Origin of the sequence: Streptomyces abyssalis, from assembly GCF_001751365.1 — a bacterium.
GTDB classification, from domain to species: Bacteria; Actinomycetota; Actinomycetes; order Streptomycetales; family Streptomycetaceae; genus Streptomyces; species Streptomyces abyssalis.
Window position 1 is genome coordinate 1,661,412 of sequence record NZ_LJGT01000041.1, and the last position, 14,627, is coordinate 1,676,038.

Annotated in this window: 9 protein-coding genes and 1 pseudogene; 4 read left to right on the forward strand and 6 right to left on the reverse strand. The window is 71.4% G+C overall.

The annotated features are described in order from the left end of the window. Window positions 1-6 precede the first annotated feature (6 nt). The 4 genes from AN215_RS27880 to AN215_RS30590 all read right to left on the reverse strand — a co-directional run bounded on the left by AN215_RS27880 (window position 7) and on the right by AN215_RS30590 (window position 6,159). Entirely contained in the window at window positions 7-2,769 is a 2,763-nt protein-coding gene (locus tag AN215_RS27880) for an ABC transporter substrate-binding protein (RefSeq protein ID WP_070010455.1), read from the reverse strand. Window positions 2,770-3,044: 275 nt separating this feature from the next. Continuing rightward, window positions 3,045-3,836: a hypothetical protein gene (locus AN215_RS27885; RefSeq protein WP_070010454.1), complete on the reverse strand. Its 792-nt coding sequence runs from the start codon at window positions 3,834-3,836 to the stop codon at window positions 3,045-3,047. Window positions 3,837-4,045: 209 nt separating this feature from the next. Then, window positions 4,046-5,377, reverse strand: a complete 1,332-nt coding sequence (locus AN215_RS27890; RefSeq protein ID WP_070011266.1) for a hypothetical protein — start codon at window positions 5,375-5,377, stop codon at window positions 4,046-4,048. A gap of 158 nt (window positions 5,378-5,535) precedes the next feature. Then, on the reverse strand, window positions 5,536-6,159 hold the full coding sequence (locus tag AN215_RS30590; protein WP_070010453.1) for an alpha-L-rhamnosidase C-terminal domain-containing protein: 624 nt from the start codon (window positions 6,157-6,159) through the stop codon (window positions 5,536-5,538). Window positions 6,160-6,195: 36 nt separating this feature from the next. On the opposite strand from AN215_RS30590, the pseudogene AN215_RS30595 reads away from it, so the two are divergent. Further along, a pseudogene (locus AN215_RS30595) lies at window positions 6,196-6,639 on the forward strand (substrate-binding domain-containing protein); the annotation flags it as partial. 11 nt (window positions 6,640-6,650) lie between these two features. Here the strand turns inward: AN215_RS30595 and AN215_RS27905 are convergent. Further along, window positions 6,651-7,067, reverse strand: a complete 417-nt coding sequence (locus AN215_RS27905) for an SLOG family protein (protein WP_070011265.1) — start codon at window positions 7,065-7,067, stop codon at window positions 6,651-6,653. Window positions 7,068-7,384: 317 nt separating this feature from the next. Here AN215_RS27905 and AN215_RS27910 point away from each other — a divergent pair, with 317 nt between their 5' ends. From AN215_RS27910 to AN215_RS27920, 3 genes are all read left to right on the forward strand, one after another. Further along, window positions 7,385-10,111, forward strand: a complete 2,727-nt coding sequence (locus AN215_RS27910) for an alpha/beta fold hydrolase (protein WP_079123470.1) — start codon at window positions 7,385-7,387, stop codon at window positions 10,109-10,111. Beyond that, on the forward strand, window positions 10,108-10,983 hold the full coding sequence (locus tag AN215_RS27915) for an ABC transporter permease (RefSeq protein ID WP_070010451.1): 876 nt from the start codon (window positions 10,108-10,110) through the stop codon (window positions 10,981-10,983). The genes AN215_RS27910 and AN215_RS27915 overlap by 4 nt, the downstream gene beginning before the upstream one ends. 111 nt (window positions 10,984-11,094) lie before the next feature. Further along, on the forward strand, window positions 11,095-12,786 hold the full coding sequence (locus AN215_RS27920; RefSeq protein WP_245694751.1) for an alkaline phosphatase family protein: 1,692 nt from the start codon (window positions 11,095-11,097) through the stop codon (window positions 12,784-12,786). Window positions 12,787-12,976: 190 nt separating this feature from the next. Here AN215_RS27920 and AN215_RS27925 read toward each other — a convergent pair whose 3' ends face one another. Next, entirely contained in the window at window positions 12,977-14,587 is a 1,611-nt protein-coding gene (locus AN215_RS27925; protein ID WP_070010450.1) for an HtaA domain-containing protein, read from the reverse strand. Window positions 14,588-14,627: the final 40 nt, after the last annotated feature.

Below are 14,627 nucleotides of genomic sequence, written 5' to 3' on the forward strand. Positions count from 1 at the left end.
GCGGCCTCAGTTCTCCTGGTCCCTCGGGCATGCGAACTCGTCCTTCGTTCCCCATGTCCTGTGCTCGTCGCCGTCGTCCCGCATCCCGCACTCCAGAGCGACCTCGGCGCCACGCGCGGTGTCATGAAGGATCAGCAGCCGCTTGTTCTCCGGTACGCCGTCCCCCCTGCCGAAGTTCAGCGGGCCCGTGGCGCCGCGTTCCTCCGAGCCGGCGACGACGTTGCCCCGCACCGTGCCCCGGGTGAGCCCGGCCGTTCCCGACTCCTCCCGGGCCGTGTCGACCGCCTGGGAGATCACCAGCATCGCGTCCCAGGCGAGGGGCGTGCGGCCGTCGTTGCTCCAGTGGTCGTTCTTGTCGTACTCCTGCTGGTAGACGCGCCGGAAGGTGCGCGCTCTGGAAGTCTGCGGGTAGCTCGCGGGCAGTGCGTGCGCGGCGTAGTAGAGCCGGGCGTCGGGGTGGTTCACGCTGGGCTGCTGGTCGTCCACGACCGAGTTGGTCAGGTCGTTGCCGCCGAGCACGCTCACCCGGCCCTTGCACTCGCCCTCCCCGTCGAAGTAGTTGAGGAACGCGCCGAATTCGTTGGACCGCTCCGCCCAGTACACGACGGTGCGAGGGTCTTTCGTGAGGCGCCGGCACACCAGCTTCGCCATCTCGCTGGGGGAGGCGACCCATTCGCCGTCGCTACGGCCGCCCGTCCTGCGCCTGTTGGGCTCGCCGTCGGGGCTGTACCAGAGCGTGTGGGCCGTGTCCGGGCGGCCGCGCTCGAACTCCTCCGTGAACCGTCTGCTCAGGTTGTCGCTGTACTTGTCGTCCGGGTCCGCGATCACCACCGCCTTACGGGCGGGCACACAGGTGTCCGTCTCCGTACCCGTCTGCACGATGTTGCCGCGGCGGGCGAAGTCCGCGGCGATCCTCGCCTCACGTCCGTTGTCCGGAGCGACCTGCCGGTACCACTGGTGGTCCTGCATCTCCTCCGCCGTCGCGACGGTCCCGATCATCGGCAGTTTGGCCTCGTCCCCGAGGATGTCCCGGGCCTCCATCGTGGTGGTGCGGCTCTGCCCGAGGCCCACGACCCCCAGGATCTCCTCCGACTTGCCGGACTTGACCTCGTCCGCGATGTCCCTGGCGACCGCCGGGGCCTTGGAGAACTTCTCGCCGGCGTCCGCGACGCGCACCCTCAGATAGACCTTGTGCTTCTGGTCCATGGACGCCTCGTTGTTGAGCTGCCGCTGGGCGAGCGCGACGCCGCGCAGTTCCGGGATCGCCCCGCTGTACATGGCCTCGTCCCCGGCGCCGGGGTGCACGGGAACGCCCAGGTAGACGACGGTCCTTACGACCGCGTCCGGGTTCTCCTTCTCGGCCCTGTCGGCGGCGCGGTTGTTCTGCCTCACCAGTTCCCGCGCCTGCTCGTACACCTTGTCGGGCTGCCAGTCGTCGGGAATCCGGGAGCCGCCGGAGGACCTGGCCTCCGCCACGGCGGCTCCGATGCACCGGGTGGAGCTGTTGTCGAGGGCCCGGTTCACGCCGTAGACGCCGGCTCCGCCGAGGACGCCCAGGGCCAGGACGGCGCAGAGGACGGCCTCGGCACGCGGAGCCCCGTCCGAGTAGTTCCGCTCCGGATAGATCTCGGGGTGCCGGCCGAGCCAGCGGGCCGCCCCCTGGTCCTCGGCGTGCGGCTCGATCCCCACCCGCACCGCCCGTGCTCCGCCGCTGCCGGTCGTGCCCTGCCAGGACCTCAGGGTGATCGCGGCCTCCGCGAAACTCTCCGTACGTTCGCCCTCCGACCGCTCCGCGGAGACGAGCACCACGCCCATGCTGCCCGTCTGCTCGACGGCGACGGGGAACTGCTCCACCAGACGCGACACCCATTCCGGGGACCCGTCGATCTGTGGGAGGACGATCACGAAGCGGCTCTTGCGGCGCCGTCCCCACGGCGAGAGCCGGGGACGGCGGAAGGCCGCCTCGAGGTCGGCGAGCAGCGCCCTCAGCAGCACACCGGTGGTCCGGTCGAGGCGTTCCGCGCGTTCCTCGTCGGTCTCCGGCTCCTCGCCGGCGTTGTCGTCCAGTCCGCTCAGGAGGCCCTGTTCGAGCGTGGGGACGGGCGCTATGCCGGCGAAACGGGTCGCGTCGTGGAAGAAGCCGGTGCCTCTGGGCAGGTCGGCCCACTGCCGGTACCAGCTGCCCTTGTGCGTCATCCGGCGTTCCTGCAGCCGGCCGTACAGCCAGCGCGGCAGCACGTTGAAGAGCGGCTGCCGGGTCCAGTACCAGAGGAACGCGGGGATGCCGGCCGGCGCCTGGTCGCCGCCGCTGACCGTCGCCAGCACCTTGAGAAAATTGGAGTCCTTGCGGCGCTCGGCGAAGCACCGGTCGCGCAACTCCCGTGCCTGTACGGACGACTGGCGTTCCGTGAGGTCCGTCTCGATGACGCTGCACATCAGCGTGAACTGGGGCAGCCGCAGCTTTCCGAACCCGCCGGGACGGTTGCGTTCCAGCTCCTGCTCCAGCTTCTGGAAGACGTCCCCGATACGTTCGTTCCGGGGGCCCGACGGCTGCCCCGCCACCTGTGCGTACGGGACGCGGGCACGGCCGCCGACGCGGAAGCGGGCGCACAGGCCGTCCGCGATCAGCTCCGCCTCACGCCCGTCGCCGAGCTGGCTGAGCAGCACCAGAGGCGACGGGCCGCGTTTGCCGGGCGGCAGCTTGACGAGCTGCTCCAGAGCATCGACGAACGTGTCGATCTTGGGTAACGGTGGAACCGAAGACGCCATGGCGAATCTCCCCCGTGGCAGGTTCCCCGTGGCGTGCTGAGGCCCCCGCCCCTCGGCCGTACGAATGGGCTCGCCGACGCTGACGGGCTCGTCGACGGGCGGTGTGTCCTGAGTCACCGCGCCGGACGCATATTTCCTGCCGTTGCGGGGACCACGCAAGGACTTCTCGGCAAACGCGACTGCTCACGGCAATTGTGGCTGGAACCGGCCGCACGTCGGGGATTTCATGATTCGCCGTGCTCGACTCCGCCCGGGCGTACGCCGGTTCGGCGCCGTCACACCACCGGTGCGGTCGCCACGTCGCTCTGCTCGCCGAGGGCGTCGAGCCGCTCGGGCATCGTCAGGCGCACCAACTTGCGCCAGCCGCCGAGCCGTTCGAACCCGCACATCGCGTGGATGCCGAGGGCGAGGGCCGTCGTCTTGACCGCGGGCCAGTCCAGGAGCCGCCCCATGTGGGACATCACCGCGAGGGAGACGTCGCGGTGCACGACCACCTCGGCCAGCGCGCACCGCCGCAGGCTGCGCCGGATCGCGGCCTCGTGCCCCTGCGCGGCCAGGCGCAGCAACTCCTCGTGGCAGTAGGCCAGATGGTTGTCCTCGTCGTTGCTGATCATCCTGATCGCACGGGCGGTCTCGGGATCGTCGCCGCAGCTGTCGAGCAGCATCGCCATCTGCTCGGAGGCCCGCTGCTCGGTGACGCGGCTGTGCGTCAGATAGACGATGACGTCGTGTTCGGTCAACGGCTCGTCACGGCGCAGCTTCTCGTGCATGAGGCCGATGCCGCGCCGCTCCAGCAGCATCGTGTAGTCGGTCTCCAGCGGCACCTTGACGGGCTTGAGGCCCCGCTTCTTGAGCAGCGCGTTGAAGATCCGGCCGTGCTTGTCCTCGTCCGTCCCGTGCTTGGTGATCTTCGGGGCCAGATGCCGCATGCTCTCCGGCACCAGCGCGGCGATCCGGGCGTTCTCCCAGCCGCCCTGGGCCTCACCGCTCGCGGCGATGGAGCAGAAGAGCTGGAAGGAGCGGTCGTTCTCCAGGATCTCCCGGAACAGGTTTCGGGACGAGAGCATCAGTGCCACCTCCGTACGGCGTCCGCACATTCGAGTCAAAGGGGACGACGCGGAACCGGCAACAGCAGCGCCTCTTCCCTGTGCCAAACGAAGTAAGGCGCACCTGACCGCCTGCGTGCGCAGTGGCGGACGGGCGGCCGCGGGCGCGCAGCCGCGGACGCGCGGCCGGACCGCCGCCCGCGTACCGACGATGGCCCGCGGTCACAAGGTCAGAAGCCGCCTCCGCCGAAGTCACCGCCCCCGAAGCCCCCTCCGTCGAATCCGCCTCCGCCGTCGCCGAAGCCGCCCTCGTCGAATCCGCCCTCGAAGCCGGCGTCGCCGTAGCCCCAGGGTCCGATCGCGCTGCCCAGCACCGTGCCGACCAGCAGCCCCGGCAGGATGCCGCCGCCGAAGTAGCCGCCCGCCCAGGGCCCGTAGACCGAGCCCGCCTCCCAGTAGGGCCGCCGCCCTTCGGGGGTGTCCACGGTGCGCGCCATGGGTTCCGCGCCGTCCCTCAGCCGCGCCGCGTCCGCCGCGCAGACCGGGACCGTACGCTCCGTACCGCCCGGCGGGGCCCAGCGCACGTCCTCCACCGACGGTCCGTGGCGCGGGTCGAAGAAGCACGGCATCCGGCGCTCCGGCAGCGGCTCGCCGTTACGCCTTGCCTCCAGGGTGGCGAGCGCGAAGCGCCCGTCCTCCAGGGCCTCCGTGACCTCCTTCACGTCCCCGGGTCCGCGTGCGGCCTCCGCCTTCCCCTTCGCCTCGTCGTACTTGTCGATGGCGTGGGTGTAGTCCTCGCGCATGGCGTCGTCCGACTCCGGTGCCTGCGGGTCGAAGCCGATGCGGTCCAGTTCCTCGCCGAAGGCCGTGATGTCCTCGTCCACCACGGGACGGAGCTTCTCCAGCTGCTCCCGCTGCTGCTGCTCCTCACGCTTGCGGGCGCGGTTGCGTACGAGGAAACCCCCCGCCACGCCGGCGATGAGCAGCGCCAGCAGCACCACCAGTACGAATCCGCCGCCCGTGCCCCGCGACGGTCCGCCGTCCCAGGAGGCGGGCGCGTCGCCGCGCGCCTCCTTCGCCGCCCCGTCCACGAACCGGTCCAGCTTCGCCTCGGTGTCGCCCCCCGGGCTCTCGGAGGACCGCCGCAGATCGTTGACCTCGCTCCGTGGCATCACGGACCTGTCGGCGCCCGCCGCGAAGTCGTCACCGAGCGTCACGCCGTAGACGCCTCTGTCGCCCACCTGCGAGCGCAGGTCCTGCAGCAGGTCCGAACGCGGGAATTCGCGCGCCTCGGGCAGCACGGCCACGAAGACGGGCTTGTCGGCGTTCTTGATCTTCTCTGTGAGGTCCCTCGCGTCGGCACCGGAGAGCCGGTCCGAGGCGCGCGGGTCGACGTAGACAGGACCCTCCCGCAGAGCCGCGGCCACCTCGCCGACGCTGTCCGCCTTGCCCGACGCGGCCGCGCCGGGAGCCATGGCGGACAACGGCAGAACGACGGCGGCCACGAGAACGAGGAGAAGTCTCGGGAAACGCGCAGGTCGCTTATGCCGTATTTGACTCATGCGCGCCGTGTACCCCGGATCCGTCCGGCCCTGCACGCGGTTCCTGTTCCGCCGTGACCTGGGCGGTCTCCGGCTCCCGGCCCGCCCAGGAGACCGGCCGGCCCCAGGAGGCGGGCCCGCTCCGGGAGGCGGGCCCGCTCCGGGAGGCGGGCCCACTCCTAAGAGAGGAGCCGTCCGAGCTCCCGGCAGACCTCTTCGGCGCGCTCGCCGGTCCCCTTGTGCGACACCAGCCGCGGAAGGTTCTCCGCCGGATGATCCAGGTACCGGGCGGCACGGTCCGCCACCTGCGCGGCGTCGTCGGCGAGCCCGTGGCCGACCAGCACCGAGACCGCCTTCGGCCACAGCTCCACGGTGTCTATGAGCTCGCGAACCGTCCCCGGCCTGGGTTCCGGCACCGCGCACGGATCGGGCACCGTCCAGGAGTGCCGCCCGTGCCCCACGGTGACCGGCTCCTGCCCGGGCAGGTGCACCGTGGCGCTGGTGCCGACGGGCACCACGGCGTCGAGCGAGAACCGGCCGTCCGCGCGCTGCCACGCGACCGAGGCCTCGCCGTACGGGGTGTGATGCCGCGCCGAGGCGTGTGTCAGCGGAGGGTGGGGCCGCGGCCGGACCGTGATCTCCCGGTAGCCGGGCGCGGCAGGGGCGAGTCCGGCGACCACGCGGTGCATCCAGTCCGCGACCGCGCCCAGCGCGTAGTGGTTGAACGAGGTCATCTGGCCGGGGTTGACCGAACCGTCCGGCAGCATGCTGTCCCAGCGTTCCCAGATCGTCGTCGCCCCCATGCCGACCGGGTACAGCCACGACGGGCAGCCGCGCTCCAGCAGCAGGACCGGCTGGCGGGCGGGCTGAAGGCGCTCGGCGACGCCGGACTCCCGCCGGAGAGGTTCACGGTGCTGGAGAACGGCGCGGACGACGTGGCGTACGGCCGCGATGCCGGATCACGCTTCCTCGGCATGCAGTCGCGGCCCACCGCGATCTTCTGCTCCAACGATCTGCTCGCTCTGGGTGTGCTGCAGACCCTGTTCGCGGCGGGCGTGCGCGTGCCCGAGGAGGTCGCCATCGTGGGGTACGACGACATCGAGTTCGCCGAAGCCGCCGCGGTGCCGCTGACGTCGGTGCGCCAGCCCGCGGTGACGATGGGCCGTACCGCCGCCGAGCTGCTGATCCAGGAGACCGGGCGGGACCCGGGACATGAGCACCGGAGCGTCGCCTTCCAGCCCGAACTCGTGGTGCGGCGTTCCACCTTGCCCGGCCAGCGCTAGGGGGTGCCTGGTCAGCTGGTCCATCTCCGTACGGGTATGCCTGCGTCCTTGGCGAGTTCGGCGCATGCGTTGGCGTCATGGGAGTTGTGCGGTTTGGGCCGCCGGCACTTGCCGGACGCGCAGGGGGCGATGAAGACGAGGCACACGTCGGCGCCCGCGGCGACCATCCGCTGGTTGCGTATGTAGCCGGCGTCCGAGCCGTCCTTCTCCCAGTCGGCGGGGTGGGGTTCGTCGGGGACGCCGTTCGAGAGGCACCAGTCGGCCGCCTCCCGGTCGGCGCCGTGCGGGCAGGCGCCGTGCACGACGAGGATGCTGTCGGCGCCGTCCTGGAGCGCCTCGCTCCAGGCTTCGCGGAGCGCGTCGGCGGTCTGCCGTCCGTCTTCCCAGCTGCGGGAGCCGGTGACGAGCACACGTCGGATGTCGGTCATGCGGCCATCCCTCTTCTCGTACGTTCGCAGGCGTGCGGCGGGTGCGGGCCGGCCGGGCCGCAGGTCCGCCGTGACCCCTGCGCCGTCGGGCACTCGCTTGCCGCATGTTGCTGCCTGGGCGGGGGAGCGGCAGCGTCGGCCGCGGTACGGCCGGATCGCTCCGGTTCCCTCGCCGCGCCGGGACCGGGACGTGCGCTCCGGGCAGGAGCCGTACGGCGTCGGTTGTACGCGGGCAGGTCAGGGTACGCCCCGGAGCGCAATCAGGGATCCACCTGGAGGCCGCCGAAACACGGGGTCCGTGCTTCTAGGGTTCGAGCATGGATCTGCGAAACGGGCGTGGGACACGGTCGGCCTGGCTGTCGGCTCTGGTGCCGGCCCGGCTGCGCGGCAGGGCGCGGGCCGGCCGGAGACGGCTGATCGTCGGGGCTGCCGCCCTGGTCACGCTCGCCGGGGCGGGCACGTGGAACGCGACGGCCTCCGACGGGCAGCCGCCCGTCCGGCAGGCGGACCGCACCTTCGACATGCCCGGTGCGCGGATCGACGCGTCGTACTTCACGTCGGGTTCCCGGTCCGAGCGGCGGCCCGCGGTGCTGCTCGGACACGGTTTCGGCGGCAGCAAGGACGACGTGCGGACGCAGGCGCGGAACCTGGCCCGCGAGGGCTACGCCGTACTGACGTGGTCGGCGCGCGGCTTCGGGGCCTCGACCGGCGAGATCGGCCTCAACGACCCCGATCACGAGGTCGCGGACGTCTCCCGCCTGATCGACTGGCTGGCACGGCGCCCCGAGGTGCGCCTCGACGGGACCGGCGACCCGCGGGTCGGGCTGGCCGGCGCCTCCTACGGCGGCGCGATCTCGCTGCTCGCGGCCGGACACGACGACCGGGTCGACGCCATCGCGCCGCGGATGACCTATTGGAACCTGGCTGACGCGCTGTTCCCGGACGGGGTCTTCAAGAAGCTCTGGGCGGGGGTCTTCTTCGGCTCCGGCTCGCCCCGGGGCGGCTGCGGCCGCTTCGAGGCCGAGGTGTGCGAGATGTACGAGCGCGTCGCGGTGAGCGGCAAGCCGGACGCGGCCGCCCGTGAACTGCTCGAAGCCCGCAGCCCGTCCGCCGTCGGGGACCGGATCAAGGTGCCCACGCTGATCGCGCAGGGCCAGTCCGACTCCCTCTTCCCGCTCGGCCAGGCCGATGCCATGGCAAAGGCGATCCGTGCCAACGGGGCGCCCGTCTCCGTCGACTGGTTCGCGGGCGGGCACGACGGCGGCGACCTGGAGACGGCCCGCCTCGACGCCCGTACGACGGCCTGGTTCGACCGCCACCTGAAGCGCGAGAAGGGCGTGGAGGCAGGACCTGCCTTCCGCGTCACGAGGGCCGGAGGGATGGACTCCACGGACGGCACCCTCCAGACACGGGGCGCCACCGGCACCGCCTACCCCGGCTTGAACAGCGATGCCCGCACCGTCCCCCTCGACACCGCGGAGAAGCGCTTCGAGAACCCGCCCGGCGCCGGACCGCCCTCGATCTCCGCCGTTCCCGGCCTCGGCGGCGGCCTCGGCGGCGGCCTCTCCCAGCTGTCCTCGCTCGGCGTCGGCGGGCTGAACGTCGACTTCCCCGGACAGCACGCCCGCTTCGACTCCGGGCCGCTGAAGAGTTCCGTGCGCCTCACGGGCTCACCCACCGTCAAGGCGCGTGTGAAGTCCGACGGTGCCGGCAGCGCCGACGGGGCCGTGCTCTTCGCGAAGGTGTACGACGTCGGGCCGGACGGCAGCCGAACCCTGCCCTCCCAGCTCGTCTCCCCGGTCAGGGTCCCCGACGCCCGTGAGAGCCGGACCGTACAACTCCGTCTGCCTGCCGTTGACTACGAGATCGAGGCGGGCCACCGGCTGCAGCTCGTCCTCGCCGCCACCGACCTCGGCTACGCGTCCCCGGCCGAACCCAGCTCGTACACCGCGTCGGTGGTGGGCGGACTGAGCGTTCCCACCGCTCACGGAGTCACCACCGGGACCGAGCCGCTGCCCGCCTGGGTCTGGGGTCTGCCCGTCGCCGGTGCCGTGGTCGCGGTCCTGCTGGTGACCGGCAGACGGCGCCGCGCCCCGTCCCCCGCTCCCGATCCGGAGCTGTCCGAAGTGCCCCTGGAGATCACCGGGTTGACGAAGCGCTACGGGAAGTCCGCCGGCAGATACGCCGTACGCGACCTGTCCTTCCGCGTCGAGAAGGGCCAAGTGCTCGGTCTCCTCGGCCCGAACGGCGCCGGCAAGACCACCGCCCTCCGCATGCTGATGGGCCTCGTCGCGCCCGACGAGGGCGAGATCCGGATCTACGGACACGCCGTACGGCCCGGCGCGCCTGTGCTCTCCCGGGTGGGCTCCTTCGTCGAGGGCCCGGGTTTCCTCCCTCATCTGTCCGGGCGCACCAACCTTGAGCTGTACTGGGCCGCGACCGGCCGTCCCCCGGGGGACGCCCACATCGAGCAGGCCCTGGAGATCGCCGGTCTCGGAGAAGCGCTCGGGCGCCCCGTGCGCACCTACTCCCAGGGCATGCGGCAGCGGCTGGCCATCGCCCAGGCCATGCTCGGTCTGCCCGATCTGCTCATCCTCGACGAGCCGACGAACGGACTCGATCCGCCGCAGATCCGCGAGATGCGCGAGGTCATGATCCGGTACGCGGCCGAGGGCCGCACCGTCATCGTCTCCTCCCACCTCCTGGCCGAGGTCGAGCAGACCTGCACCCACCTCGTCGTCATGGACCGCGGCCGGCTGGTGCGGGCGGACACGGTCACGGAGATCACCGGCTCCGGCGAGACGCTGCTCATCGGCATCGACGGCCCGCCCCCGTCGGACGCGTTGGTGGGCAAGGTGTCGGGACTGCCGGGCGTCGGCTCCGTCGTACGGACCGACGACGGCCTGCTCGTACGGCTGAGCGGCGCGAGCCCGTCCCAGCTGCTCGCGGAGCTCGTCGGGATGGGGATACCGGTGAACGGGCTCGGCCCGCACCGCCGCCTTGAGGACGCCTTCCTCACCCTGATCGAAGGAGAGACCCCGTGACCGTCCAGTCGGAGACCGCGTCCGGCTACCGGCCGGGCAGCACCCTCCCCTTCCGGGTGGAGGCCGTACGACAACTGCGCCGCCGTCGTACGACGGTGGTGGCGGTGATCCTGAGCGTCCTCCCCTTCGTCCTGGTGGCGGCCTTCGCGATCGGTGGTGGTGGCGACGACGACGGCGGTGCCGGCGGCGGCCGGGAGCAGCGGATCGACCTGATGGACACCGCCACCGCGTCCGGACTCAACTTCGCCACTTCGGCACTGTTCCTGTCCGCCGGATTCCTGCTGGTCATCCCGGTGGCACTGTTCTTCGGAGACACCGTCGCCTCGGAGGCCGGGTGGTCGTCCCTGCGCTATCTGCTGGCCGCGCCCGTGCCCCGCGCGCGAATGCTGTGGAGCAAGCTCCTGGTGGCGCTGACCTTCAGCCTGGCCGCGATCGTGCTGCTGCCCCTCCTCTCCCTTGCGGTCGGCACGGTCGCCTACGGATGGCAGCCGCTGCAGAGTCCGACGGGCAGTTCGATTCCCGCCGACGACGCCGTGTTCAGACTCGCCCTCGCTGTCGCCTTCGTCTTCGTCTCCCAACTGGTCACGGCGGGGCTGGCGTTCTGGCTCTCCACCATCACGGACGCGCCGCTGGGTGCGGTCGGCGGAGCGGTCGGCCTGACCATCGTCGGGAATCTGCTGGACGCGGTCGAAGCCCTGGGGTCCTGGCGGGAGTTCCTGCCCGCGCACTGGCAGTACGCGTGGGCGGACGCGATACAGCCCCAGCTGGAGTGGACAGGGATGATCAAGGGGGTGTCCGTCTCGGTCTCCTTCGCGCTGGTGCTGTTCGCCCTCGCGTTCCGGGGGTTCGGCCGCAAGGATGTGGTCTCCTGAGCCGGTGGCGGCCGACTTCGCGGTTGCGCGAGCCTCCGAGGCGGTGGAACGGGGTCTGAACAGTCGGCCAACCCGCCGACCCGTTCCCGTCACCCTCATACGCTGCGGGCCGTGGGCGAGAGAGCATCGGACGGCGGCCGCCGGGCCAGGATCACCGCCAAGTACCGGGACAGGTTCCCGGTCCTGGCGCGTGCTCTGCCATGGGTGACCACCGGACTGGCCGCCGTTGTGGTGCTGTTCGGCCTTCTCCTCCCGAACTCTCTCGACCGCCTCTCTGCGGGCACGCTCCTGCGCCTGCCCGTGGAGGCGATATACCTTGCCGCCTTGCTGCTCGTCCTGCCCCGGAGGGCGGGCCGGCTGGTGTCCCTGGCAGCCGGTGTGAGCCTCGGTCTGCTGACCGTTCTGAGGCTCATCGACATGGGCTTCTTCTCGGTTCTCGACCGGCCCTTCGACCCGGTGCTCGACTGGATCCTGCTGGACGACGCCGAGGAGTTCCTCCGGACGACGGTGGGCCGGGCCGGCGCCGTCGCCGTCGCCGCCGGCATCGTGATCCTGGTTCTCCTGGTGCTCGTTCTCATGACGCTGGCAGTCCGCAGGCTGAGCGACCTCGTCGTCCGGAACAGCGTCGTCGCGACCCGAACCACGCTGGTACTCGGCACGGCCTGGATCACGATCTCGTCGCTGGGTCTGCAGGCGGTCGAGGGCATACCGTTCGCGACCAAGGCCGCCTCCAGGCTCGTCGAGGAACGCGCGATGCTGCTGAGGAAGGGACTGAACGACGGAAAGGCGTTCGCGGAGCAGGCCGCGGTCGACGACTTCCGCGGCACCTCGCCGGACAGGCTTCTGACCGGTCTGCGGGGCAAGGACGTCATCTTCGCCTTCGTCGAGAGCTACGGACGCGGTGCCGTCGAGGATCCGGAGATGGCGCCCCAGGTCGGCGCGGTGCTCAGGAACCAGGACGACCGGCTGCGCGAGGCCGGATTCTCGTCGAGGAGCGGCTGGCTCACCTCACCGACGACGGGCGCGGGCAGCTGGCTGGCCCACTCCACGCTCATGTCGGGGCTGTGGATCGACAACAACCAGCGCTACCGCACCGCCACCGCGAGCGACCGCTTCACCCTCACCGGCGCCTTCCAGCGCTCCAAGGCATGGCGGACGGTCGGCATGATGCCGGGCGTGCGGCGTTCCTGGCCGGAGGGGCAGTTCTACCACTTCGACAAGATCTACGACTCCCGCGAAATGGGCTACAAGGGCCCGATGTTCAGCTGGTCGCCCGTGCCCGACCAGTACACGATGCAGGCCTTCGAACGCCTGGAGAACGGCAGGAAGAACCGCAAGCCGCTGATGACGACCGTCATCCTCGCCACCAGCCACAACCCCTGGGCGCCCCTGCCCACGACGGTCGGCTGGGACGAGATCGGCGACGGCTCGATCTACCACGCGCAGAAGAAGGCAGGCAAGACGCCGCAAGAGGTGTGGAAGGACCCGGGCCGGGTGCGCACGGAGTACCGGCGTTCCGTTCAGTACTCGATACGCAGCCTCACCGACTACGTGGCGAAGTACGGCGACAAGGACACCGTGCTCGTCTTCCTCGGCGACCACCAGCCCGTGCCGACCGTCGTCGGCAACGACGCCGGCCGGGACGTGCCGATCACGATCGCCGCCCGCGATCCGAAGGTGATGGACCGGATGTCCGACTGGGGGTGGGATGACGGCCTGAAGCCCGGGAAGGGCGCCCCGGTCTGGCGGATGGACAGCTTCCGCGACCGCTTCCTGACCACCTACGGTCCCAGGTCCAGGTGAGCTTCCCGGTGCCCGTGAATGATGCACCCCCCGCCGGACGCCCTCGGGGGAGAGCCGTCCGTGCCCCGTCCGAGGGCCGTGGTACGGACGGAACAGCGGTGCGGGGGGTGCAGTGAGAGCCGGCCCATCGGCTCTCGTTCCAGGGGCTGCCGACCCGAGTTCGCCGTGGCCGGCGGCTGCCTTCAGGGGGTCAGCTGTTGCCGGGCACGGCCCGGGTGCGGTGACGCGCGGCGTAGAGGGCGCCGCCGCCCAGCGAGGCGAGCAGCGCTGCGCCGCCGAGCAGCGCGCCGGAGGGCAGGCCGCTGCCGCTGGAGGCGAGCGTTCCACCGTCACCCCCGCCGCCGACGCTGCCCCCGCCGCCGGCGGAGCCGGGACCTGAGCCGGACCCTGAGCCCTCGCCGCCGTCCGAATCCGCCCCCGGCAGCGAGGCGTTCTCGTCGAGCGAGACGGCCGCCGTGACCGGGTCGAGCTTGTCGCCCGGTTTGTAGAAGCCCCCGAACGCCTCGGAGCCGTCGGCGGTGAGGGTGGCCGGAGCCTTCTTTACGGTGACGACGTCCTCCACCGGGTCCAGTGCTCCCGCTTTCAGCTTGAGGCTCGCCACGGAGAGGGCCTTGTGCGTGGTGACCTTGCCGCTCTCCCGGTCCTTGCTGCGCACGTCGGAGACGAGCGTGCCCTTGGTGCCGGCCGCCTTGACCCTGAGGTTCGAGAAGGTGAGGTCGAGGCTGTAGGAGCCGCCTTCCTCGTGGCCGAGGAAACGCACGCCGCCCTGGAAGGAGGCATTCAGGGAGCCGGATCCTGCTTCCCCGCCGCCCTTGGGGAAGCGGTAGCCGCCGCTGGTGGACTCGGCGCCGCCGGAGAGGTTCACCTTGCCGTCGGCGATGGGCCCCGTGACGTACTCGCGGAAGGACTTCTTGACGCCCCAGTCGAGATTGCCGTCGACGATGGTGCCGGCTGCGGGGTTGCCGCTGCCGCTGCCCGCGCTGCTGCCGCCGGTCCCGGCCGTGGTCGCCGGTCCGCCGGTGCCGCCGCTGTCGGAACCACCGCTGTCAGAGCCGCCGGATGTGCCGTTGCCCGCCGAGCCGCCGCTGCCGCCCGGACCGCCGCCGGTGTGCACGTTGAGCGTCGCGGCGTCGAGTTTCTCGCCTTCCTTGTAGTAGCCCTCGAAGGCGGCGGAGCCGTCGGCAGTGAGCGTGGCGGGGATGTCCGCGAAGGTCATCGCGCCGTCCTCGCCGGTACCCGGTTCGACGTCCGACAGGTCGAGAGCGGCGAGTTGGACGTCCTCCTGGACGTCCTTCGCCTCCTCCGTGCCGCTCTCGCCCGTGCCCTTCGCCACATCGGCCGACAGGGAGCCGTCCTCACCCTCGGTGGTGAGCTTGAAGTCGGACAGTTCGATGTCGAGCGCGCCGTGGTGGCCGTAGAGATGGACGCTGCCCTGGAAGGCGGTGGAGACGGCGTGCTTGTCCATGTCGTACGTGCCCTCGCCGCCGGTGAAACGGAAGGTGCCGTCCGAGTTGGTGCTCGCGCCGTCCGCGACCGTGATCGTGCCGTCGGCTATCGGCCCGGTGATGTAGTCGCGGAAGGACTTCTTGATGCCCCAGTCCAGGGTGCCGTCCGTGAGCGGGACGGGCTCGGCTGCGGGTCCTGCCGCGGGCCCGGCGGCGCCGGGTCTGCTGTCGGCCCCGGTCGCGGCGTACGCGGGCAGCGCGAGGGCCGTGGCACCGAGCACGGTCGCGGTTGCGGCGGCCAGCGCGATGGTGCCGCCGCGTGAACGGCCGTGCGGGGAACGTGAGTTGACGGTCATGATCCGGTTTCTCTCCTCGGAATGGCGGGACGGTGAGACA